Source organism: Streptomyces sp. NPDC006655, assembly GCF_040703965.1.
Classification (GTDB): domain Bacteria; phylum Actinomycetota; class Actinomycetes; order Streptomycetales; family Streptomycetaceae; genus Streptomyces.
In genome coordinates this window covers 43031-64491 of record NZ_JBEYJU010000042.1, presented here as the reverse complement: position 1 = coordinate 64491, position 21461 = coordinate 43031, and the positions used below count along the sequence as shown (strand labels likewise).

The window sequence follows — 21461 nt, the reverse complement described above, 5'->3', positions numbered from 1 at the left end:
ACGGCCTCGAAATGACCTGCTGTTGCACTTCCGTTGCACTTCGCGCCCCGGGCCATCACTGAGAGTGCTTCCATACGTGACAGAGGGAGGTCGTCCGTGGTCAGCGTGCAGCAGTGGACTGGTCGGGAGGCGAGTGCCTTGCGCGCCGCCCTGCGCATGAGCACCCGCGCCTTCGCCGAGCACCTCGGTGTCGCACTGCGCACCGTGGCCAAGTGGGAAAGCCTCGGCACGCAGACCCAGCCCCGGCCGGATACACAGGCCATTCTCGACACCGCGCTGTCCCGCGCGGACACCGGCGCCCATGCTCGCTTCGAAGCGCTGCTGTTCCCTGAGCGGAAGGCCGCACGGCCGGCGGACTACGAGACCTGGACCGAGGACATAGAACGCGCCGTGGTCTGCGTCAGCCGCCAGGACTTCCCCTTCGCCTCGACCCTGCTGAACCGCTGGCTGGGCGGCCACGACCCGCACGAACTCGATGACAAGGGCCTCTACTTGTACGGCCGTTCCCTCGTGCTCCTCGGTGATGTGCAGCGTGACCAAGGGGCGATCGTCGGTCCACTATCCGCACGCCAGTCCTACCTGACCGCGCGCGGCATGTTCTCCGAACTCGACATCCCCCGTCGTCTGGCCCAGATCGAGCTGTCCCTCGCCGTCGTACAGGAGATGTCGGGTCAGCTCGACGCGTCCGCCCGCTGGTACGAGCAACTCGCCGCAGACGAGCGCCTCAGCAGGCGTGACCGGGCCCGGGCACGCCTGTGGATCGGGACGGCCCTGAGCAAGGAGGGCAACAACGTCTACGCCACCACGGTCATGACAGCCGCCACCCGCGAGTTCGAGGAACTCGGCGAGCCGGAGGACTGGTCGGTCGCCCACCAGAAACTGGCCCTGGCCCATCGCGGCGCAGGCAACCTGACCCAGGCCCTGCACTGCATCGACATCGCACGCACCACCGGCACGGTCGACTCCCCTATGCAGCGGGTGCGGGTGGACACCGCGTACGGGCACATCCTTCTGTCGGATGCAGCGACCCGGAATGATGGGCTGTCCGTCCTCGACCAGGCGGCACAGGTGGCCCAACAGTATGGGCTGAGCCACCAGCTGCGCAGCATCGAGGGCATCCGAAAGGGCCAGCAAGGATGAGCCAGGGAGTGCCAGTGCCGGAGCACGAGCAACGCCAGATCACCGACGAGCAGCTCCACGACGCGACGCTGATCTGGAACTACCACCAGATGGGACACGAGCCGCGGCCCTGCTCGGCGGCGATCGGCCTCGGCAGCCACGACCTCGGAGTGGCCACCACGGCCGCGGACCTCTACGGCGCCGGTCTCTTCCCGGTCCTCGTCTTCAGCGGCGGCAACAGCCCCACCACCCGAGCCCGCTTCCCGCGCGGCGAAGCCGTCCACTACCGCGAGCACGCGCTGAGCCTGGGCGTGCCGGACGAGGCGATCCTGGTCGAGGCGAAGGCAGCGAACACCGGCCAGAACATCACCCTCTCCCGTGAGCTGCTGACCGCGGCCGGCGTCACGGTCGACTCACTGCTGCTGATCTCCAAGCCGTACATGGAGCGCCGCTCCTACGCGACCTGCCGAAAGCTGTGGCCCGAGGTGGAGGTCGTGTGCGCCTCCGAGCCACTGGAACTGGACGACTACATCAAGTCCATCGGCGACGAGAAGCTCGTTGTCGACATGCTCGTCGGTGACCTGCAGCGGGTGATCGAGTACCCGAAGCTCGGCTTCGCCGTCGAGCAGGACGTACCAGGGGATGTTCATGACGCCTACGAGCGCCTCCTGGGCGCCGGCTTCGACAGCCGCCTCATCAGCGACTGAGCCACCCTGCGCCGGCCCGCCGCCGGGAGGGGTCTGCGCGATCCATCAGCCGAACCTGTTCCCACGGCTGTCCACGTTGGCGAAGCTCTTCGCCGCCGACCGCTGGATCGTCCTGGACGACGTGCAGTTCGCCCGGCGCGACTACCAACATCGAGCCCGGCTGGCCGCCCTGGACGACCCTGCGCGGCAACAGTGGCTCACCCTCCCTGTTCACCTTCCTCATGGACGCCCAACGCTGATCCGACAGGCACGGTTGGTCGATCAGCGTCGGGCTCGACGGAGAGTCGAACTGCTCGTGCGCCAGTTTTACGGTCGCAGCGCCCACTGGGATGCGGTGTCCGAGGTACTTGGCGCGGTCTCGGACGCGTTCGATGTCTCCGACCACGTAGCCGACCTCGCGAAGATGTCGACGACGGCCCTGCTCACCGCACTCGGCTGGTCAGGCGAAGTGATCGACAGCAGCCAGATCTCGGCCCGCCCAGGCCGGTCCGACCGCCTTGCCGACCTGGCCGCAGCCACCGGCAGCACCGGCTACCTGTGCGGCACCGGCGGTCTGCGTTACCTCGACGCGCGTCCTTTCGACGCCGCAGGCATCCCCGTGCTGTTCTTCCACACCCCTGTGAATACGAACGACCCGCTCTGGCACCGATCCCGGCGAATCAGTAGCCTCTGGGCCCTCAGCAAGATCGGGCCTCGGGAACTCGCGAACCAACTGGCAGTGCATCGAGACACTCACCGTCCTGGAGCCCATACGTGACCGAACCGACCGCCCCGCAGAAGAAGCCCTTCCTCTACGTCGTCGTCTGCGGCTGCGGCATCGCCGGAGACGTCGGCAAACTGATCACCGCAGCACAGGAACGGCACTGGGACGTCGGCGTCGTCGCCACACCTCAGGGACTCGGCCTCCTCAACGCCGAGGCGATCCAGGCCCAGACCGGCTACCCGATCCGCTCGGCCTGGCGCACACCCGGCGAGGCCCGCCCCCTCCCGCCGGCGGACGCCATCGCCGTCGCGCCGGCCACCTTCAACACGATCAACAAATGGGCCAACGGCATCTCCGACACCCTGGCCCTGGGCATCCTCTGCGAGGCGTACGGCATGGGTATCCCAGCAGCCGTCCTGCCGTACGTGAACTCGGCTCAGGCCGCCCACCCCGCGTACGGCCGCAGCCTGGACGGACTGCGTGAGATGGGCGTGCTGATCGGTTCGTACGAGCCGCACCGTCCGAAGGCCGGGGGCGGGGCGGACCGCTTCCGCTGGGAGGAGGCGCTGGATCTGCTCGCTCCGAAGCTGTCCGCTCCCGCTTGATCAGCGCCGCCGTGTCGGCTGCAGCGAAGGTGGGACGGGAGGGGTGGGACGAGCGGGGCGTGGCGTGCCAGTGCGCGCCTTGACTGCTTCGGCTCGTGGACCGGGCGCGTGGCGCTCGCCGAGTCGGCGGACGCGCCAGGTCAGTGCGCGTGCCGGGCTGCGTGCGTCGTCGAGGGCGCGCTCGCCGAGCGCCTGGTCGATGACGGTGGCCGCGTTGTGCCCCGCAGCCTCCGCCTCGGCGAGCACAGTGGCGAGTGCGTCCCAGGCGGGGTCGTCGAGGATGCGCTCGGCGTGTTCCGGTATCGCCTCCCGGAGGTGGTGTGCGAAGCGACGCCTGGTCTGCAGCCCGGGCGAGCGCCGTGCGAGGCCCGTCAGGACCGGCTCGGCGACCAGCGCATACGCGCCCCGGAGATGAAGAAGGGCCTGCTCCGCCGCTGCCTCCTGCTGGGCGTGCCGACGGGTGCGGTGCCAGTGCATCGCGAAGGCCACGGCGGTGAGCGTGACGTCCAGGAGCATCGCGAACCCTGCGCCGTCCCTGTCCTGGGGCCGGTCGCGCCAGATCACCTGGACACTGCGACGCAGGACGCGGGCGCTGTCGAGGTCGGCGGCGATCCGGGAGCGGGTGGCACGCTCGAAGGCGGCTGCGGCCTGTTCCAGTTCGGCCTTGAGCACGGCCGGTGCGGTGGCGGGCAGTAGATCCAGGGCGGCACCGAGCGCGACAAGCTGTCCTTGTGCCGTGCGATCGTCCCCGTTCGTGAGGTGGCGGGGAATGCGCTCGACGGCAGCGGTGGCCTGGTGCCACGGGTTGCCCGGCCGGATGCGGACCGGTTCGGGGCTGGTGGTGGCGAGGCGCTTCCGGATCCTGGGGAGGGAGAGGTCGGGGGCGAGCGTGGAGCCCGAGTAGAACACCGGCTCACCCTTGTCGTTGGTGTCGCCGGGCAGGGCGAAGTTGCAGCCGAGCGCGTCGCCGGACTGGCCGGGCTTGAGACGCACGGCCACACCCGTCGCCTCCAGCAGGGCGAAGAACTCGGCCTCGTCGGCCGCGGCGGCGACGGCGCGGCGGACTCGCTGGCGCAGGACGTCACGGGACGCGGTGTCCTGCCCCAGGCGCTTGGCCTTGAAGTGCTCCTTGCTGGTGGGCCGCTTGGCGGCAGTTCCGTCGCCTGGCTTCAATTGCCGCAGCCCATAGTCGACTTCGATCCGGCGGCATTCGCGCTGAACTGCACGCTGGTCGTGATCGCGGCGGGGACGCCGGCCGTCCTGGCGCACAAGGGTGGCGGCGATGTGGATGTGATCGTCGGCGTGGCGGACGGCCACCCAGCGGCACGCTTCCTCGTCCCCTTCGGGGGCGATGCCGGCGGCGCCCACGATCCGACGGGCGATGTCCGCCCACTGGGCGTCAGTGAGGATCGGGTCCTCGGGGGCGGCGCGGACGGGGCAGTGCCACACGGTGTGCCTCGGGGCCTTGTCGCCAAGCATCTGCACGGGCTGGTCAAGCTGTGCGGCGAGCTGGTTCTCCACTTTCTTCGGGTCGCGATGGGGGCTGCGGCCGGGGTCAGGGGCGAAGTCGTTCCAGGAAGCCACCAGGTGCGGGTCGATGTGCTCATTGGCCCTGCCCTTGCCGAAGAGGTAGCCGATCGTCCGGCGTACGGCGTGTGGCCCCTTGCCGAGGATGATCTTCGGGATCAGAGCTCAGCGTCCCTCTGTGATCTGGGCGACGGCGGTATCCAGGTCGGCGATGGACGCCTCGACGCGCTCAAGGAGTCGTTGGACGGTGTCGGGGTGGGGCCAGGCCCCGTCCTGGTGCAGGTGGCGGCTGAGCTGATTGAGGTTGCTTCCGATCTTGCCGAGCTGTCCGTTGGCGGCCATCAGGACCTCTACCAAGGCGCGGTAGTCGGCGACGGCGGCGGTGGGGTCCTCGGCGCGGACAGCAGCGAGCGCGCACTCGGCGACGTAGCCGCCGGGTGACATGCGGCTCAAGGCGGCGGCGTTCTGGACGAGGGCGAACTCGTCGTCGTTGTAACGGGGGTGTACGCGGCGCTCGCGCAGCTTCTTGTCACGCAGGCGGCGACGCGGTGCGGGGCGCTGACGCTTGTTCGACGGCGGTTTGAAGCCCCGTGTCTCGTTCGGCACCCCCGGGCCGAACACCCCCGGCGCCCCCTCGGCGCCGGCTGCCTCCGTCTCCCCTGGGGCGGAGGCCCGGTAAGGACTCCTTACCGGACAACTTGCTGCGGCCGAGGACGGTGTTGTGGTCGCCTCCTGGCTGACGGCGGGGTGCTCCTGTTGTCGGTCATGCATGTGCGGTCCTCCGGGACGTATTCGGTATGGGAGCTGGGCTTCTGGGACGGACGCTGATGGCAGCTGGGTGCGGCGGCCGAGCAGCTCGGTTGTCGTGGGATGCGATTCGGAATGGGCCGTTTAGGCGTGGCGGCCGAGTAGCGAGCGGTGGCCGTACGGAGAGCAGCGTGACCAGTCCCCGCGGTGATGCGGTTCTCGGTCCCCAAACGTTTCGGGGACCGGGAGTCGACGTTCATCGGGGACGGCCCCCTGACACGTCGTCACGGGGACCGTCCCGTTCCACTGCACGGTCCCGGTCCCCGACATGTCGGTCCCCGTCGTCGGGACGCTCGCGGGGACCGACCTGAAGCACCCTCTGAGCTGCACTTTCACGGGGACCGGTCCCCGTCGGTCGCCAGTCGGCGTCGCGACGGTCCCCGCGCATTTCGACGGTCCGCCAAGAGACGCCCACGGGGACCGTCGGGGGACCGACGCTCGGTCCCCGGCCGTCGCACGCTCGGCCGCTGAGGCACGGTCCCCAAGATGCTGGCCGACGCCTCCTCGTCCAACGCGTACGAGCTGGTCAGGGACCCTGCGGTCGCAGCGCTACGCAGCTACGGCGAAGGGAGAGGCGGCGGGTCAAGTAGTTGGCCGTCCGTCCTGGCCCCAGCCAGGTCGATACGCGACGGGTGCGGTGTCGCACGTACGGTGTTGCTCCTGGCAGCGCCGTCCGGTCCCACTCGCCGTTGGCGGCAGGGGGCGCCTGCGTCTGCGTGGCACCACTCGCACCGGACGCCGAGAGCGTCGGGTGCGCCGTGGTCGACCGCTGCCTCGCGGGCGGCTCGGGTCGGACGGTAGTGGGCCAGCTCGGAACGAACGGCCGGCGGGATGCACGACCCGACCTCGCGCAGGCGATCCTCGACATGGCGGGACGGGACACCCCGGTTGATCTGCCGGTGCGTGGAAGGGGCAGCCAGTCCTGCGGCGACGGCGTGCCGCCCATGGAGCAACTCGGCTCGCCAGGCGACCGGATCGTCCGGGTCGGCCGCCGGAGTGGGGTCGGTGTGCCGGTCGAGGCGGTCGCGTCGGTGGGCCCGCCATCTGCGGGCGACGTCCACGGGCAGGATCGGGTAGGGCGAGTCGAGGACGTGGGCACGGATCGCCTCGCGGACGTCCCAGCCGTGTTCGGTGGCGAAGGGCACGTCGCCGAGCAGCTCCTGCCACTGGGCGATCTGGTCACCGACCTCGCCCGTGCCAGTGCGGATGGTGCGGGGGTCCAGGCGCCCGGTGTAGGCGAGGACGGCGGCGACTTCGCGTCGGTCCAAGGGCGGATCACTCCGTTCCGGTTCGGTTGTCGAGGGCGGCGAGCAGGGCAGCCATGTGGGCCTCGGAGCGCGTCATGCCGGGGGTCGCGGTGGGTCCGGGCAAGGCGTAGAGGTGCGGGCGGCCTGGGGTGGGGGTGTGCTCGCGGGCGATCCAGGTGCGCCAGTCGGCGGCCCAGGCGGCTGCGGTGCGAGGCGGGTATGTGGCTCGGTAGGTGCGCCACTTTTCGTGGGCGGCTTGCAGGGCCGGCTCGCCGAGGCGGTCGCGGTGACCGTGGTGCTGGAGCCACGCCCGAGCGTCGTCGTCGATCTGCCACTGGTCGGCGGTGATGAGCGGGGCAGAGCTGCTGCTCTTACCGTTCACCTTCGGTTCTCTACCGTTCTGGGGGACGGATTCCGGTCCTGCTCCGGGTCGGAATCCGTCCCCCCGCAGGGCCGGATTGTGTGCCCCTGGGCCGGATTCCGGTCCCCCTTCAAGCGGGCTGGCAGAGTCGGAATCCGCCCCCTCCAGGATCGGATTCCGGTCCCCCGTCAGGACTGGGTCCTGGTCGCCTCCGGCGGCCTGTTCGGCGAGGAATCGGGTGGCGTTCGGGAGGTGGTAGTACGTCTCTCCGCGCGGTCCTTTGCGATCGGCTAGCTGCACCAGCTCGCCGCTGGCGGCCAGCTTGTCCAGGGCGTCACGCACGGCGGTACGGGATGCGTTGGCCCGCTTCATGAGGGTGGGCACGGAGGCGTAGGCGATGCAGCGCCCGTCGAGGCAGCGGTCGGCGATCAGCGCGAGCACCATGCGGGCGGTGCCCTTGCTGCGGCTGTGGTCCCACACCCATTCGCGGGCGTCGTAGCTCATGGGGCGGCGGCTCCTAGATCAGGGCGGGCGGGCGCACGGACCCTTGTGGGGCGGTGCGCGGGGAGGGAGAGGGGGCGATGCAGCCTCGCCCCGACGGGGCAGAGGCCCTGCGCCAGGCAGGGGGCTGGTGGCTTCGCCTAGCCAAGACAGCCACATCAACGCCGGAGAAGTCCAGCATTCCGTCGAGGAATCAGACAGCTGACGGCGAACACGAACTATGAGGCACTCCGAGGCGCACCAAAAATGGTAATCCCGGATTGGCCGTTGACAAAAAAGTTGCCCACGAGGTCGAGCCAGAAGGATCACATCGGGAAGCTGTTGACCTTCACCGAAGCGCAAGCTACAACACATCATCCCACGTCAGAGCACCTGACTGGCGATCTCAGTCATCGCCCACCGGACAACCAGAAACTCCGCCCAGCAGCAACTCCCGGTCGCACGACCGGGCGCAACATAGCCGACGATCGCCGGTTTACCAAACCGGCGAATGAGGGTTATCAATTGGAGCCATGGCAGCACGATCCCTGGAAATCGGTCCGGCCGGAATACGGACCGCCCGCACCATCGAAATCCTCCGCACCGAACGCGGTCTCGCCCAACGCGAGCTGGCCGCCCGCGTCACCGCCCTAGGCCGCCCGATGTCCAACACGATGCTGTCCCGCATCGAACGCGCCCGCGACATCGACGACCTCGTCGCCCTCGCCCAGGCCCTCCGTGTCTCGCCGCTCGCCCTCCTCCAAGGCAGTCACGCCGCCTAGGACCGGACCCTGCCTGCCCCGAACCGCGCGCCTCGCCGAGCAAAGGACCCACCGCCCTTGCACGACCTCGCAATGCCTCCTGCCCTCAACGACTTGCACCGCACCGCACCGGAGGTGACCGCCCATGGCTGACCGCCTCCTCACCGCCGCCGAGGCCGGCGAGCTTCTCGGCACAGGCGAGCGCTTCGTCCGCCGCCTCATCGCCGAACGCCGTATCCGCTACGTCAAGATCGGCCGCCCGGTCCGCATCCCCGAGAGTGCGATCGCCGAGTACGTCGAGGCGCGCACCGTCGAGCCGGTCCGCCGTGTCCGTGTCCGCTACGGGAAGGCGGCTTGATGGCAGGTCGCAAGCCGCAGCGGCGACGCGAGTTCGGCACGACGCGCAAGCTTCCGTCCGGCAGGTGGCAGGCCCGCTACATCGGCCCGAACGGACAGCGGTACACCGCGCCGGAGACGTTCGACACCAAGACGGACGCCCAGGAGTGGCTCAACCTCGTTCGCGCCGACATCGAGCGCAGCGTCTGGCGCGACCCCGACGCCGGCGCGGTGAACTTCGAGAAGTACGCGCTCCGTTGGATGGAGGAGCGCGGTCTGGCCCCCACCACCGTTGACCGCTACGACGGCCTGCTCCGCCTCCACGTCCTGCCGACCTTCGGCGGCATGGACCTGGACGACGTCACCCCGCCCGCGGTCCGCACGTGGCGAGCCGAACGGCTGAAGGCCACCGGCGCGACCACGGTCGCCAAGTCATACCGGCTCCTGAAGGCGATCCTGCAGACGGCGGTCGACGACGACCTCCTCCGCAGCAACCCGTGCCGCATCAAGGGCGCCGGCAAGGAGGAGGCAGACGAGCGCCCCACCGCCACCATCGAGCAGGTCTTCGACCTCGCCGACGCCATGGGGCCACGCTGGCGCCTGATGGTCCTGCTCGGCGCCTTCGCCTCCCTCCGCCCGGAGGAGCTGGCCGAATTGCGCCGTCGCAGTGTCGATCTCGACGAATGCTCCCTGCGGATCACGCTCGCCTCCCCCGAGCTGACCAACGGCAGGCGCGTCACCGGCGACCCCAAGACCAGGGCGGGCAAGCGCACCGTCCACCTCCCCGAGTTCCTGCTCCCGGAGCTGCGCCGGCACCTCCAGTGGTTCGCCGAGAAGGGCCCGGACGGTCTCCTCTTCGTCGGCGAGAAGGGCGCCCCGTTCCGCCGTTCGACCTTCGGCCGCAAGTGGCGCAAGGCCAGGACCAAGGTCGGGATGCCGGAGAACTTCCGCTTCTACGACCTCCGCCACACCGGCAACACCCTGGCCGCCGACACCGGCGCCAAGCTGAAGGACCTCATGGTCCGCGCCGGCCAGTCCTCGGAGCGCGCCCAGCTGATCTACCAGCACTCCACGGCTAAGCACCAGCGGAAGCTCGCTCGGGGCATCGATGCTGAGGTGCGGCTGCAACTCCGTCAGGCGCAGACCGAGGAATGGCCGGCCGCAGAAGCGTGAAGGCCCGGGCGGGCGAAGCGAAAACCGACTGGGTTTCGCTACGCCCGAAGCCGTGTTGGGACTGCCCCTACAGCACCGTGCGCCCCTCATGCCCCCTTGAGGGAGGGCTTCCGTTGAGATCAGCTTTCCCTGTATGTACTGACAGGGGAGTTAAGGCTGGTCTCGGTCGGCCCTTCTGGAGGGGGGAGTAGTGGCGATCAAGTTGCTGTCGGTTGCGCCTGCGCAGAATGAGCTGATCGACAAGGCCATCATGCTGGGCAACCGCTACACCAAGACGTTGGGGCTCTTGAAGCCTCCCGCGTACACCAAGGCAGCGGAAGACGGTGGACTGCTCGTAGCCGTTGAAGCGGACCAGGTGATCGGCTACGCACTGTTCGGGCTCCCGAAAAGGAGCGCGCACATACGCCTTGCCCACCTGTGCGTGGCTGAGGAGCAGCGCGGCAGGAGCATCGCACGGCAACTGGTGGAGGAGATCAAGAAGAGGTATCCACAACGGCTCGGTATCAAGGCCAAGTGCCGTCGGGACTACGAGCTGAGTGACATGTGGACGAGCCTGGGGTTCGTCCCGCACGGCGAGATACAGGGACGCGGCCGGGATGGAGAGATCCTCGACGGATGGTGGTTGGATCTGGGGCACCCCCATCTCTTCACTGAGGTGGAAAGTGATGCCCTGCTGGTGGTGGCGGTCGACCACGGGGTGTTCGCTGATCTCCGCGGACTCGCCTACACAACCGATGTAGAGGAATCCCGGGCACTGGAAGCGGGCTGGATGACGGATCTCGTTGAGCTTGCCTACACACCCCAACTGGTCCATGAGATCCGCGATATCGCCGACACCACCGAGCGCCAGCATCAGCGGGCGGCATTGCCTGGACTGCGTCAGCTCACTCCTGCCCCTGAGGCTGTGACCGAACGAACGGCTGAGCTGCTCAGCGCGACCAAGAAGTCACTCCCGGACCTGCCTGACGACGGGGCGCTCCGTCGCTGCGCGCATTACGTGGCCGAGACCTCGTGTGCCGGCCTCCGCGTGCTAGCCACTCGGAACCCTCTCCTGTCCCGCCTGGCGGACGTGGCTTGGGAGGTTGCCAGGGTTCGCGTCGTATCGCCCGCCACGGTGACGCTGCATGTGGACGAGCTTCGGCAGGCCCAGGTATACCGCCCGGCCGACCTGATGGGCACGGACTTCCGGTCCATGTAGGTATCCCCGGGCGCCGAGGACGAGCTAGTCGCATTCTTCGATCAGACCGGCGAGGACACCGGATCAGCCTTCGCCGAACGCTTGCGCTCCCTGGCCGCCGATACGGTCGTATGGCGCCGCGAACTGCTGCGGGACGGCGAGGGCCACCCTGTAGCCCTCTATGCATGGGCGCTGGACGGGCGGACCCTGGTGGTCCCTGTGCTACGCACTGCGGACCACCCGCTCGAAGAGACTCTGGCTAGGCAACTCCTCTTTCTGCTCAAGCGCCTTGGGCGTGACTGCGGCGCGGAGATCATTCGAATCACCGACCCGCATCCCTCGGCGGTAGCCAAGGCAGCCGGTGGGGATGACGGATTCTTCGAGCACGACGGCAGGCTCGTAGCGCTCCTGGTGAACGTATGCGGTACGGCTGCTGAGGTGGAGGCAGTAGCCGGCGGGCTCGCTCGCGAACTGACCGTAGAAGCAGCTGCTCTACATGAGGGCATGCCCGCCGAGGTAGCCGCTGTGGTGGAACGCGCCTGGTGGCCGGCGAAGGTTACCGACTCCGGGTTGCCGTCGTTCATGGTGCCGATCAAACCGCGGTGGTCGACCGAACTGTTCAACGTCCCGGCCATGCTCCTTCCCCGCAGCGACGTCCTGGGCATCAGTAGGGAGCACGTCTACTACCGCTCGTCGGGACATCGAGGCGAGAGCGTTCCCGCCCGCCTCCTCTGGTACGTCAGTGAGGGGCCTGCAGGGGTCGAAAGCCAGATGATCGTGGGCAGTTCCAGGCTGGACGAGGTGCTCATCGACACACCCGATGCCCTGTTCTCGAAATTCGAACACCTGGGCGTATATGGTCGAGCTGAGGTTCAGGAAGCCGCTGATACCTCAGGTCACGCCATGGCTCTGAGGTTCTCGGACACCGAGATCTTCCCTCGGCCGGTGGCGCTGAGGCGATTGACCTCGCTGACCGGGGAGCTGGGACTACCTTGGTCATCAAACTCGTTGATCTCGCTGTCAAAGATCAGCAACGAGCTGTTCCAGGCGGTCTACAAAGAGGGGTACCGAAAGACGTGAACGATCCGGAACGCGCGATGCTGCTGTCCGTCCACCCGCGCTTCGCCATCGCGATCCTGGCCGGCAGCAAGACGGTGGAGGTCCGCCGCCAACGCGTCGCTGCGCCTCCCGGAACGCCAGTCCTGCTCTACGCGACCGCGCCCACCATGGCGCTGGTGGGTATGGCGCGCATCGCCTCGGTCCACGTGGCGTCTCCCAAGGAGGTCTGGTCGGCGCATCGCGCTCAGACAGGGATCACTCGACGCGAGTACGACGCCTACATGGACGGCGCCGCCCAAGCGAGCGGCCTGACTTTGGAGGACCCCGTGGTCTTCGACGAGCCGGTGCCCCTCAGTGCGCTGCGTGCGACGGGAGCCTTCCACCCGCCGCAGAGCTACCGCTACCTGAAGAGCGCCGACCTGCGCCAGGTATCAGAAGCCGGCCCGGCCGTGGGCAGTGCGCTTCGCCGTGTACTTCCAGACGCGGTGCACGCGTAGCAGACCGGGGCTCCGAACCGATTGATCGGGGGAGCCCCGTCGCCGCCGTTGCGAGGCCCTACCAGATGTTGCTGATTGTGCGACTGTCGGCATGGCTGCTCGTTGGTCTTGTCGTGAGGAAGATCGCGGGGAAGAGGGAGTCACGGCCGTCGACCGATATCCATTGGTGGCCGCGTGGGACGCGGCAGCGCAGCAGGGGGACCAATTGGAGGTGGACCCGCCGCGCCTCTGCCGATTGCCGCAGAAGCGGTGTTTCCGGCGCATCACTTCACTGGGTGATCGACCTGACTCCTTGATATCTCCGCGAAACAGAAAAGCCAGAATCAAACACACATTTTAGCTCTTGCTCTCCTCGCTCCAGAACAGCTTCTCGAATCGCTGATACTCGCGCCCCAGGCTCATCTTCCCTGTGTAGCCGGCGAGCGTTGCAAGGAAGAGACGCGGCCCCGCCCAAGCGCCGGTCGACCACAATTGGATCAACCACGCCGGAGCCGTGCCAAGGTCTTGGGACAGCTCAATCCACGACGCCGTGTCGGCGGCATGCTCGCCGTGCGCCATCGACGACCCGCTCGTCCAGGCGTACCCCTCGATGCCGATTCGGCGCTCAAGGTTCTCGCTGAGCCAGTCAATCGAAAGGGGGGTGATCTCGGAGGCGCGCGGGCGCTTCTTCACGGGCCAGCCCCGGTCCTTGGCGTAGATCTCGATGTCGGCGATGTCCTTCGCAGGATCGCGGTTGGTCCCATGGGCGTCGTCGATGTCGTCGTCGTTGTCGATGACCTGATCGGCGTCAATGACGCCATCGCCGAGCATGTTCTTGAGACGGATACCTGCCGAGAGCCGTGCGAGGCGACGCGTCAGGGCGCGTTGCAGACGCTCGTCAGTGGTGATGGTCGGGTCGATCACCGCTGTGGCCCATAGGCACGCCTCGAAGATGCCGCGCGCGACCGAGACCGCGCCCATCAACGATGCCTCCGCGCGAAGCAGGACGGCGAAACCCCGAAGCTGATCGGCGGCGCTGAGGATGTTGACCGCTGATTCATATCTGAGAATCTTCGCGGCTGGTTCGGCGCGGTCACCGAGCAGGACGTCGGGGGCCTTCATGTCCTCTCGCGCTGGGCTCCTTCGCCCCATTGCCCAAGGCTTGAGGCCCAACTGCGTGAATCCTTCAGCCATTTCGTCAACCGCTGCCGCAAGCGCGTCGCGACGCTCATGCGCCTTCCGTGTGCCTCGATTCAGCTGGTCGAGGATATCCATCGCCCACGCCTCGTCGTGCTTGCCAGCATCACCTTCGCCTGTCACGCGGCACAGCCTGCCAGAAGGCACAAACGGGGGAAAGGCGTTTTCCGCATCGGGGAGTCCCACCAGGGTACGGTGCAGGTACTCATGGTCGCATCGATCTGAATGCACGCGACATCCCGGTCGAGAAGTCCTACGAGGCTTGCTGAGCGCCCAGCGGCTGCCAGACGCTCTTGTCCTGACGCCGCAGGAACGGCAGGTGCGCCACCCCACCCTCGGTAAGGCTGAGGATTTCGATCAGTCCGGCCCTAGCTGGCCCTAACAAAGCCTCTGAACGTTCCGGTCGGCAATCGGGCAGACAGCGAGGCCGAGGAAGGCTTCGTGGATGTCGTCGCATCGTCCCATCGGATCCGTAAGCGGCGGAAGCCGGGCAGCCAGGCGGTTGGGTCCGCTCGGCGACCCAGCGGAAAGTGCCCAGGCCAGTGGCGTGCGGCTGGCCACGCTCGACGATCGCGGGCCGGATGCCACGCTGCCGCAGGAGTCGGCGGTACTTGTCGTGGCCGTAGCCGCGGTCGGCGAAGAGCATGTCCGGCCGCCTGCACGGTCGGCCGACGACTACGGCCACGGCCGGGATCCTGTCCAACAGCGGCAGAAGTTGGGGGGCGTGTCGCAGTCGGCGGTCTCGCGGATCTGGCGGGCATTCGGCCTCAAGCCGCACATCGTGGAGACCTGGAAGCTGTCGACCGACCCGCAGTTCGTGACCAAGGTCCGCGACGTGGCGGGCATCTACCTCGCCCCGCCGGAGAACGCTCTGGTCCTGGCAGCAATTGGCCGACGTCACCGCCCCGAGGGTCAGTAGGGTGGGTTCATGCCGAAGAACGAACCGTTCATCATCGACGGAGTCACTTACGAGCGCGATTCAGCTCCGGGACAGGGCGGATCAGCCGTGGTGTGGAAGGCCCGCCGTAAGCCCGATGGTCAGGTGTTCGCGGTCAAACGGATTAAGAAGGACCGCGACGCGGACTCCGCTCGCAACAAGCGTTTCAAGCAGGAGATCGAGTACGGGCAGACATCGAGCCACCCGAACGTCGTGAGTATCCACGCGCGCTCAGAGGACGCGAACTTCTTCTACTACGTCATGGACTTCTACCCTATGACGCTGCGAAACGTGATCAACGACGAAATCGATGCTGAGGTGCTTCTCGACTACGCGCGCCAGCTCTGTGATGCGCTCGCGTACGTGCACGGCGACGGCATAGTGCATCGCGACATCAAACCTGAGAATGTCCTCGTCGACCCTGATGCGCGTCGGCTCGTCCTGGCCGACTTCGGCATCGCACATTTCAAGGACTCCTTGCTCACGAATCGCGGGGACCTCTTGGTGAACCGGAACTACCTTGCTCCCGAGCAGATGGTGAGGAACAACGCCCTCGGTATCGGCAAGCCGGCGGATATCTTTGCGCTCGGCCTCGTCATAACCGAGATGTTCACGAAGCAGAACGCCCGAGGGCGCCGACACGCGCTTGTGCGCGACCGCTACCCCTTCCTGGCCGACCTCGACCTGATCATTGAACAGATGCTGCTCCAAGATGAGGCGCAGAGGCTCCGAATCGACACCGTACGCGGCATGCTTCGGGTAACCCTTCAGCGGCTCGACTCGGCAATCGAGGAGATCTCCGATGATCTGCGCCCCAACGAAGCGTCCGCCGACAGCTCGTCCGGGGAGGTCGAGCGGATCCTCGGTCGTGCCGCCAGAGACGTCCTGTCGGCGAAGCATGTCTTCGAGCGGGTCGCCGACGGAGAGCTCGACCGATTCAACCTCAACTATCACTGCGAGGTTGCGTACCGGGTGAGCACGGAGCTGTTCAATACATGTGCTCAAGCCGTCATATATTCCTCGTGCAAGGCGAAGTTCGACTATGAGGGCGCCGGGCGGTGGGACGAGAACGACGACGCTCTCGTGATGTCGGCCGCCAAGTCGGGACTCCAACGCGAACTGGAGGCGATTCTGGCTGATTTCCCCCTCCCTCAGTCTTCGCGCTGGGACGGTCTGCCACGGCGGTCGGCTCACTTGTTCCGGTTCTGCAAGGACTACCACTGCGAAGAGCTGCTGACGAGCATCCGTGAATCTGTCTACGGTGAAGGCAATGGCTCGTTGCGGGCGAATCTGATCAGCGCCCCGGTCCTCTGGATTACCCGCTGGATGCGCATAAAGCTGGACACCGACTATCTTGAGTTCGACAAAACAGTTCGCGAGGACATCGGTTTCGAGCGCCACCTCTCGGTGCTCTGGGACGAGACGCTTCCGTTGGATTCGGCCCGAGAAGCGGTGGGAGTGGATCTGTTGACCGAGCCGCTCAACGCCGACGACGTCGCCGGCACACTGCAGGCACTTGAAGCGAAGTGGGATGTCTCCGTGGGAGAGCTCGTAGACGGTGGGTACTCGGTCATGTTCCGGTCACGCAACACGTACCGCTGCTTCCGCGACGAGGCGCTCGACCTCGCAGAACCGGGCTCAGTATTCGAAGCCGACGTCCTCAATCTGCTCCGCCCTGAGGCGGAGTTCGACGACCTCGTCGCACTCACATGGGATCGGGACTTCGACGTAGCCATCACGCTCGGGAAGGTCCTCGGCACCCCCACCCGCTAGTAGGGCTTGGTCAGGTTCGTATTGGTGTTGGTATGTCGCGATGGCAGTTGGGGCAGGCGCCGGTCCAGTGAGCGAGGAGTGTCTGTAGCTCGCGGACGGACGACTTGGTAGAGGCTCAGGCCAGCCCCGCGTCTTTTGGGGCTCGGGCCAGTCGCTGCAGGGTGCAAAAGGCGTGCGCGACGGAGACGAGGGTGACGTGGTGATGCCAGCCGTTCCAGGTGCGGCCCTCGAAGTGGGCGAGTCCCAGGGCCTGTTTCATCTCCCGGTAGTGCTCGATACGCCAGCGGAGTTTGGCGAGGCGGACCAGTGTGGTCAGGGGCATGCGGGAGGGCAGGTCGGACAGCCAGTACTGCACCGGCTCGCTCTCGTCGGCGAGCCATTCGGCCAGCAGCCAGCACACGGGCAGTTCCGGCCCGTCGGCCATCTGTCGGACCTCGCGTCCGGCAGGCCGGATGCGCAGGGCCACGAAGCGGGAGTACATCCGCTTGCGGCCCGAGCGGCCGGTGCCGGGCCGGGAGCCCTCCCGCCACTGCACCGGCCTGGCCGCTTTCCGCCCCGCTGCGACGACCAGCTCCTTCACGGACCGCGGCTTGTCGGGATACTTCGCCACCGGCGGGCGTCCCATCCCGGAGTACGGCTCGGCGACCGGCACCGCGTCAGCGGGCTGGGCGCAGAGCGTGGTGGAGATCCCCACCACGTAATTCAGGCCGCGGGCCTGCAGTCCGTGCCGGAAGGCGGCGGCGTCGCCGTATCCGGCGTCCGCGACGGCCAGCGGCACCTCGAGTCCCCAGGAGCGGGTCTCATCGAGCATGTCCAGGGCCAGCTGCCACTTCTCCACGTGCCCCACATCGTCCGGGATGCCGCAGGCGGCACGGCGGGCGATCTTGCCGGCCTGCGGCTCCGATCAGGCATCGCGCGCCGGGTAGGTGCACAGCTCCCGTGAACTGAGGCTTTGCGTAAGCGACTTCACGGCACGCCGGGCGACAGTGACCCAAGCCACACGAAATGCGTCTCACGATTCGAGACGATGCGGCACCGCTACGCCGACCTTGACGACAGAAAGGGCCCCGACGGTGGGATTGACCTGCACTTAGGGCACGCGGAGGGCACACAGCCCCCGAATTGGACTAGACAACAAACAAACCCCAGGCCGCTGACCTGGGGTTTCAATCTGGAGCGGGTGACGAGAATCGAACTCGCGCTCTCAGCTTGGGAAGCTGATGTTCTACCATTAAACTACACCCGCGTAGAAACCGACCGGAGTCGGTGTCCGAACGCTCGCTCACTGTACCTCATGACGGACCCCAGGCGCTCGGACCGCGGGGTCCGTGCGTGTTCGGAGGCATGGGATACGGCTGCGGGGGAACGGAGTTGGGGCGTACGGTGGGGCGCGGGAGAGGGTCCCAACGAGGTCGGAGTGCCGCCTGGAGAGCCATCCCTTTGATCCCGTAATGTGGCTTTCCGTCGTCACGGCAGTTGGCCCGACGCGGCTCCTGGGGAAGGGACTCAAGGGACTTGATGGAACGCACCGTCGTCCGCTGTGCCGAAGGGCACGTGTTCAGCACCACTTCGTTCCCGATGCAGCAGGCCGAGCGGCTCGGCCCCGGCCGGCTCGTCCGGTGCCCCAAGTGCGCCCGGCTGCGCAGCGTCGTACCGGTCGCTCTTGAGAAGCGGTAGCGAGGAGGAGAGGGAAACCGCAGCCACACCGGCGCGTGGACTCGTCACGATTGTCGTGGGTCCGCGCGCCTTGCGTATCCTCGGGGCGTGCTTCTCTCAGACAAGGACATCCGGGCCGAGATCGACGCCGGGCGGGTGCGGATCGATCCCTACGACGAAACCATGGTGCAGCCGTCCAGCATCGACGTCCGGCTTGACCGTTTCTTCCGGGTGTTCGAGAACCACCGGTACCCCCACATCGACCCCTCCGTCGAGCAGCCGGACCTCACCCGGCTCGTGGAGCCCGAGGGCGACGAACCCTTCATCCTCCACCCCGGCGAGTTCGTGCTGGCCTCGACGTACGAGGTCATCACCCTCCCCGACGACCTCGCCTCCCGCCTGGAGGGCAAGTCCTCGCTCGGGCGGCTCGGGCTCGTGACGCACTCCACCGCCGGGTTCATCGACCCGGGGTTCAGCGGCCACGTCACCCTCGAGCTGTCCAATCTCGCCACCCTCCCCATCAAGCTCTGGCCCGGCATGAAGATCGGGCAGCTGTGCATGTTCCGGCTCTCCTCCCCCGCCGAGCACTCCTACGGCAGCGAGCGCTACGGCTCCCGCTACCAGGGGCAGCGCGGACCCACCGCCTCCCGCTCCTACCTCAACTTCCATCGGACGCAGGTGTGAGGAACCGGACATGAGCAGCGGTGGTCCCGTACGGGAGAACCTGACCTACGAGCGGTTCGGCGTCGCCGTGCGCGAGCTCGCGCAGACCATCGCCGACGACGGGTTCGAGCCCGACATAGTGCTGAGCATCGCCCGCGGCGGTGTCTTCGTCGCCGGCGGTCTCGCCTACGCCCTGGACTGCAAGAATTTGCACCTGGTGAACGTCGAGTTCTACACGGGCGTCGGCACCACCCTCGAGATGCCCGTCATGCTGGCGCCCGTCCCCAACCTCATCGACTTCAGCGACAAGAAGGTCCTCATCACGGACGACGTCGCCGACACCGGCAAGACGCTGAAGCTCGTCCGGGACTTCTGCCTCGACACGGTCGCCGAGGTCCGCTCCGCCGTCATCTACGAGAAGTCCCACTCCCTCGTGAAGTGCGAGTACGTGTGGAAGCGCACCGACGACTGGATCAACTTCCCGTGGTCCGTGCTGCCGCCCGTACACCGGTCGGGGGCCGCCCCCAAGGAGAACAAGGAAGCCCTCTGACCCGGGCTGCCGGGAAGCTGGCGCAGGGCTGGTCGCGATCACGTGGCCGACTGAGGAAGGTTGCCGCGTGCTGAGGCTGCTGGGCTTCTTCGACGACTTCGGTCACTCCGGTGTGGTGGCCGCGGGACCGCTGGCGGCCCAGGTGCAGGCGTCCGGCGAATCGGACGAAGCGGAAATCGTGGAGTATCTGGACGTAGGTCATCGCCTCACGCACTTCATGGAGGCAGGGGTCGACGTCCTCACGGGTGAAGCTCACCGGCACACGTCCGGCTGTTCGTCCCTCGTCACCGACGGCATGTGGGTATGGCGCGCGGACTTCGCGCACTACCTGGAGGTGCACCACGTGCCGTTGCCCGGGGACTTCGTCGCCCGTGTTCGAGGGCTCGGCCATCAGATGCCGGACCTGGTCGGTGCGGACTTCGCACCGGTCTTCGACGAGGTGGTCCTGGGGTTCGGCTGGACGCATGTGGGCCCGTGGGACGCGGAGTCGGTCCTGCGCCCACCGCCACGGGCGGTTCTGACGCGTGCGGAATTCGTGTCGAGGGCCAGGCGGGAGCGGCCTGCCGGCCCCTGGGGGAAGGCGCCGCGCAAGCCTCGCCTGAACAGGTAGCGAGGGGTTCGCGCAGGCGCTCGGCCGGGGTCTCCCAGCCGAGCGCTGTGCGTGGGCGGCCGTTGAGCCGGGATGTCGCGGAGTGGCGCGACGATCGCTAGAACGTGCCCAGCTTGACGATCGACAGCAGTGCGATCAGCTGGATCGCCGACGCGCCCAGTGCTTTCGGCCACGGCAGGTCGTGGGACTTGCCGACCATCAGCGTGAGCAGGGCGCCCGCGGCGACCCACGTGGCCCAGCCGAGGATCTGCACGAAGCCCGCGTCACCGCCGAAGAACATGGCGAACAGGAGGCGCGGGGCGTCCGTGACCGACATGATCAGCATGGACAGGCCCACCGTCGGCTGCCAGGCACCGTCGCCGCCCAACTGGCGGGCGAGGGTGTGGGTCACCACACCGAGGACGAAGGACGAGAGCACCATCGCGACCGCCGTCACCAGGACGATCGGGACCGCGTTGGAGAGCGTGGCGTTGATCGCGTCCGCACGGGCGCCGTCGAAGCCGAAGACCGCGAGCAGGCCGTAGAGGAAGGTCACGATCAGGGCGGGGGCCCACATCGCGTAGTCCCGCATCTGGAGGAACGTCCGGTTCGGGGCCAGCACGATCCCCCTCAGCAGGTCCTTCCAGTGCAGCCGCGGGCCGATCGGGCCGGACTGCGCGGCCGAACCGGCGTGGTAGGTCGCGCCCTGGGTGTAGCCCTCGGCCTCGTCGATCGAGAAGGCCTGGGTGTGACCCGGCTGGTTCGCCGCGTACGGGTCACGGGCACCGGCGCCCTGGCCGCCGCCGTAGCCCCCGTGTCCGCCGTACCCGTTGTCGTCGCCGAAGTACTCCGGGCCGTCGCCGCCCGCCTGCCCGGGACCGGGCTGCCCCGGGTGGCCGCCGCGCGCCTGCGGCCAGCCGGACCCGCCACCGTGCTGCGGGTACGACGGCTGCGGGGGCCGCGGGGCCGACGGGTGTCCGTACGACGGCCCCGGCTGCCCCCCGTAGCCCTGGGGCGGCGCCTGCTGCCCGTACGCGGGTTGTTGCGGTCGCGCTTGCGGGGCACGGGTGTCCCGGCCGCCGCGTCCGATCCTGAATCCAGCCACGTCCTCGAACGTACCCGGTCCGGAAGGGTCGCGTGCGGGCTCGGCGGCCCGAGGCCGCCATTGCCGCAGACCTGTGACATCCCCTAAGGGGAACCCTCAGGGCCGCTCGGCGCCGCTCTGGACGCTCCGGTGCTGGCCGCCTTCCAGTACGACGGCGACCGGCTGGAGTCGGAGGTCTGGCGGGCCGGAGTCCGCGCCCACCGCTACGACTCCTGGCCGGGCCGGGACGACGAGATCGCCGCCGACGTGCCCGTGGACGCGGATCCCGCCGCCTTCCTGGACTTCGCCGCCGGGCCCGTGGACGGCCACCGCCTGGCCTCCGCACACAGGCGCCGCGCCCCGCAGGCGCTTTCTGGCTAGAGCTTCGTCCAGGAACACGGTCGGCCGTCGCGAGGTGGGGCAAACCGGTCCCGGCCGTTCACGCTCTCTTGATCAGCCCTGCGGCAGGATGGA

General features: G+C 67.8%; 22 protein-coding genes, 1 tRNA gene and 3 pseudogenes. 17 read left to right on the top strand and 9 right to left on the bottom strand.

Annotation, left to right across the window (positions count from 1 at the left end):
- Positions 1–96 precede the first annotated feature (96 nt).
- Genes AB0958_RS24195 through AB0958_RS24180 form a run of 4 tightly spaced genes read left to right on the top strand, consistent with a single transcriptional unit; the run spans position 97 to position 3134 of the window.
- The gene (locus tag AB0958_RS24195; RefSeq protein ID WP_358972083.1) at positions 97–1140 is read left to right on the top strand and encodes a hypothetical protein; all 1044 of its coding nucleotides are present in this window, start codon (positions 97–99) and stop codon (positions 1138–1140) included.
- Complete coding sequence (locus AB0958_RS24190) at positions 1137–1826, top strand: YdcF family protein (protein ID WP_358972080.1); 690 nt, start codon at positions 1137–1139, stop codon at positions 1824–1826. Before AB0958_RS24195 ends, AB0958_RS24190 begins: the two co-directional genes overlap by 4 nt.
- Positions 1762–2583 carry a WbqC family protein gene (locus tag AB0958_RS24185; protein WP_366892544.1) on the top strand — a complete coding sequence of 274 codons (822 nt, stop codon included), beginning with the start codon at positions 1762–1764 and terminating at the stop codon, positions 2581–2583. The genes AB0958_RS24190 and AB0958_RS24185 overlap by 65 nt, the downstream gene beginning before the upstream one ends.
- Positions 2580–3134: a flavoprotein gene (locus tag AB0958_RS24180; protein WP_366892543.1), complete on the top strand. Its 555-nt coding sequence runs from the start codon at positions 2580–2582 to the stop codon at positions 3132–3134. Before AB0958_RS24185 ends, AB0958_RS24180 begins: the two co-directional genes overlap by 4 nt.
- Here the strand turns inward: AB0958_RS24180 and AB0958_RS24175 are convergent, their stop codons facing one another.
- From AB0958_RS24175 to AB0958_RS24160, 4 genes are all read right to left on the bottom strand, one after another.
- Positions 3135–4823 carry a mobilization protein gene (locus tag AB0958_RS24175; protein ID WP_366892557.1) on the bottom strand — a complete coding sequence of 563 codons (1689 nt, stop codon included), beginning with the start codon at positions 4821–4823 and terminating at the stop codon, positions 3135–3137.
- A 3-nt stretch (positions 4824–4826) separates the two neighbouring features.
- On the bottom strand, positions 4827–5267 hold the full coding sequence (gene mobC, locus AB0958_RS24170) for a plasmid mobilization relaxosome protein MobC (RefSeq protein WP_366892542.1): 441 nt from the start codon (positions 5265–5267) through the stop codon (positions 4827–4829).
- 758 nt (positions 5268–6025) lie between these two features.
- Positions 6026–6736 carry a hypothetical protein gene (locus AB0958_RS24165; RefSeq protein ID WP_366892541.1) on the bottom strand — a complete coding sequence of 237 codons (711 nt, stop codon included), beginning with the start codon at positions 6734–6736 and terminating at the stop codon, positions 6026–6028.
- 7 nt (positions 6737–6743) lie between these two features.
- Positions 6744–7580, bottom strand: a complete 837-nt coding sequence (locus tag AB0958_RS24160; RefSeq protein ID WP_366892540.1) for a helix-turn-helix domain-containing protein — start codon at positions 7578–7580, stop codon at positions 6744–6746.
- Positions 7581–8089: 509 nt separating this feature from the next.
- Between AB0958_RS24160 and AB0958_RS24155 the strand changes: the two genes are divergently transcribed.
- From AB0958_RS24155 to AB0958_RS24130, 6 genes are all read left to right on the top strand, one after another.
- Positions 8090–8338, top strand: a complete 249-nt coding sequence (locus AB0958_RS24155; RefSeq protein ID WP_366892539.1) for a helix-turn-helix transcriptional regulator — start codon at positions 8090–8092, stop codon at positions 8336–8338.
- A 124-nt stretch (positions 8339–8462) separates the two neighbouring features.
- The gene (locus tag AB0958_RS24150; RefSeq protein ID WP_366892538.1) at positions 8463–8675 is read left to right on the top strand and encodes a helix-turn-helix domain-containing protein; all 213 of its coding nucleotides are present in this window, start codon (positions 8463–8465) and stop codon (positions 8673–8675) included.
- Positions 8675–9826: a site-specific integrase gene (locus AB0958_RS24145; RefSeq protein ID WP_366892537.1), complete on the top strand. Its 1152-nt coding sequence runs from the start codon at positions 8675–8677 to the stop codon at positions 9824–9826. The genes AB0958_RS24150 and AB0958_RS24145 overlap by 1 nt, the downstream gene beginning before the upstream one ends.
- Positions 9827–10016: 190 nt before the next feature.
- Positions 10017–11024, top strand: a complete 1008-nt coding sequence (locus AB0958_RS24140) for a GNAT family N-acetyltransferase (RefSeq protein ID WP_366892536.1) — start codon at positions 10017–10019, stop codon at positions 11022–11024.
- Positions 11025–11105: 81 nt separating this feature from the next.
- Positions 11106–12083, top strand: a complete 978-nt coding sequence (locus AB0958_RS24135) for a hypothetical protein (RefSeq protein WP_366892535.1) — start codon at positions 11106–11108, stop codon at positions 12081–12083.
- On the top strand, positions 12080–12559 hold the full coding sequence (locus AB0958_RS24130; RefSeq protein ID WP_366892534.1) for an ASCH domain-containing protein: 480 nt from the start codon (positions 12080–12082) through the stop codon (positions 12557–12559). Before AB0958_RS24135 ends, AB0958_RS24130 begins: the two co-directional genes overlap by 4 nt.
- 336 nt (positions 12560–12895) lie before the next feature.
- Here the strand turns inward: AB0958_RS24130 and AB0958_RS24125 are convergent, their stop codons facing one another.
- Positions 12896–13921 (bottom strand): hypothetical protein, encoded by a 1026-nt coding sequence (locus AB0958_RS24125; protein ID WP_366892533.1) that lies wholly within the window; start codon positions 13919–13921, stop codon positions 12896–12898.
- 192 nt (positions 13922–14113) lie between these two features.
- Positions 14114–14453, bottom strand: a pseudogene (locus AB0958_RS24120) (transposase); the annotation flags it as partial.
- Positions 14454–14456: 3 nt separating this feature from the next.
- Here AB0958_RS24120 and AB0958_RS24115 point away from each other — a divergent pair.
- Positions 14457–14615: pseudogene (locus AB0958_RS24115) on the top strand (IS630 family transposase); the annotation flags it as partial.
- 48 nt (positions 14616–14663) lie between these two features.
- Positions 14664–16445: a serine/threonine-protein kinase gene (locus AB0958_RS24110; protein ID WP_366892532.1), complete on the top strand. Its 1782-nt coding sequence runs from the start codon at positions 14664–14666 to the stop codon at positions 16443–16445.
- A gap of 115 nt (positions 16446–16560) precedes the next feature.
- Here the strand turns inward: AB0958_RS24110 and AB0958_RS24105 are convergent.
- Together AB0958_RS24105 and AB0958_RS24100 are read right to left on the bottom strand one after the other, a co-directional pair.
- Positions 16561–17331: pseudogene (locus AB0958_RS24105) on the bottom strand (transposase); the annotation flags it as partial.
- Between the two features lie 286 nt (positions 17332–17617).
- A tRNA-Gly gene (locus AB0958_RS24100) sits at positions 17618–17691 on the bottom strand.
- A gap of 272 nt (positions 17692–17963) precedes the next feature.
- Here AB0958_RS24100 and AB0958_RS24095 point away from each other — a divergent pair.
- From AB0958_RS24095 to AB0958_RS24080, 4 genes are all read left to right on the top strand, one after another.
- A complete protein-coding gene (locus AB0958_RS24095; RefSeq protein WP_358972071.1) occupies positions 17964–18122 on the top strand; it encodes a hypothetical protein in 159 nt (52 codons plus the stop codon).
- Between the two features lie 87 nt (positions 18123–18209).
- The gene (dcd, locus tag AB0958_RS24090; RefSeq protein ID WP_123975552.1) at positions 18210–18785 is read left to right on the top strand and encodes a dCTP deaminase; all 576 of its coding nucleotides are present in this window, start codon (positions 18210–18212) and stop codon (positions 18783–18785) included.
- A 10-nt stretch (positions 18786–18795) separates the two neighbouring features.
- On the top strand, positions 18796–19314 hold the full coding sequence (locus AB0958_RS24085) for a phosphoribosyltransferase (RefSeq protein ID WP_366892531.1): 519 nt from the start codon (positions 18796–18798) through the stop codon (positions 19312–19314).
- Positions 19315–19381: 67 nt separating this feature from the next.
- Positions 19382–19924 carry a hypothetical protein gene (locus AB0958_RS24080; protein WP_366892530.1) on the top strand — a complete coding sequence of 181 codons (543 nt, stop codon included), beginning with the start codon at positions 19382–19384 and terminating at the stop codon, positions 19922–19924.
- 97 nt (positions 19925–20021) lie between these two features.
- Here the strand turns inward: AB0958_RS24080 and AB0958_RS24075 are convergent, their stop codons facing one another.
- Positions 20022–21008, bottom strand: a complete 987-nt coding sequence (locus tag AB0958_RS24075) for a YIP1 family protein (protein ID WP_366892529.1) — start codon at positions 21006–21008, stop codon at positions 20022–20024.
- 129 nt (positions 21009–21137) lie between these two features.
- Between AB0958_RS24075 and AB0958_RS24070 the strand changes: the two genes are divergently transcribed.
- Positions 21138–21368 (top strand): hypothetical protein, encoded by a 231-nt coding sequence (locus AB0958_RS24070; RefSeq protein WP_366892528.1) that lies wholly within the window; start codon positions 21138–21140, stop codon positions 21366–21368.
- Positions 21369–21461: the final 93 nt, after the last annotated feature.

Bases quoted from the DNA above. Each gene is read 5' to 3' on its own strand.
- AB0958_RS24110 (WP_366892532.1), top strand. From the start codon at position 14,664: ATGCCGAAGAACGAACCGTTCATCATCGACGGAGTCACTTACGAGCGC.
- AB0958_RS24185 (WP_366892544.1), top strand. From the start codon at position 1,762: ATGTTCATGACGCCTACGAGCGCCTCCTGGGCGCCGGCTTCGACAGCC.
- AB0958_RS24150 (WP_366892538.1), top strand. From the start codon at position 8,463: ATGGCTGACCGCCTCCTCACCGCCGCCGAGGCCGGCGAGCTTCTCGGC.
- AB0958_RS24160 (WP_366892540.1), bottom strand. From the start codon at position 7,580: ATGAGCTACGACGCCCGCGAATGGGTGTGGGACCACAGCCGCAGCAAG.
- AB0958_RS24145 (WP_366892537.1), top strand. From the start codon at position 8,675: ATGGCAGGTCGCAAGCCGCAGCGGCGACGCGAGTTCGGCACGACGCGC.
- AB0958_RS24190 (WP_358972080.1), top strand. From the start codon at position 1,137: ATGAGCCAGGGAGTGCCAGTGCCGGAGCACGAGCAACGCCAGATCACC.
- AB0958_RS24095 (WP_358972071.1), top strand. From the start codon at position 17,964: ATGGAACGCACCGTCGTCCGCTGTGCCGAAGGGCACGTGTTCAGCACC.
- AB0958_RS24085 (WP_366892531.1), top strand. From the start codon at position 18,796: ATGAGCAGCGGTGGTCCCGTACGGGAGAACCTGACCTACGAGCGGTTC.
- AB0958_RS24155 (WP_366892539.1), top strand. From the start codon at position 8,090: ATGGCAGCACGATCCCTGGAAATCGGTCCGGCCGGAATACGGACCGCC.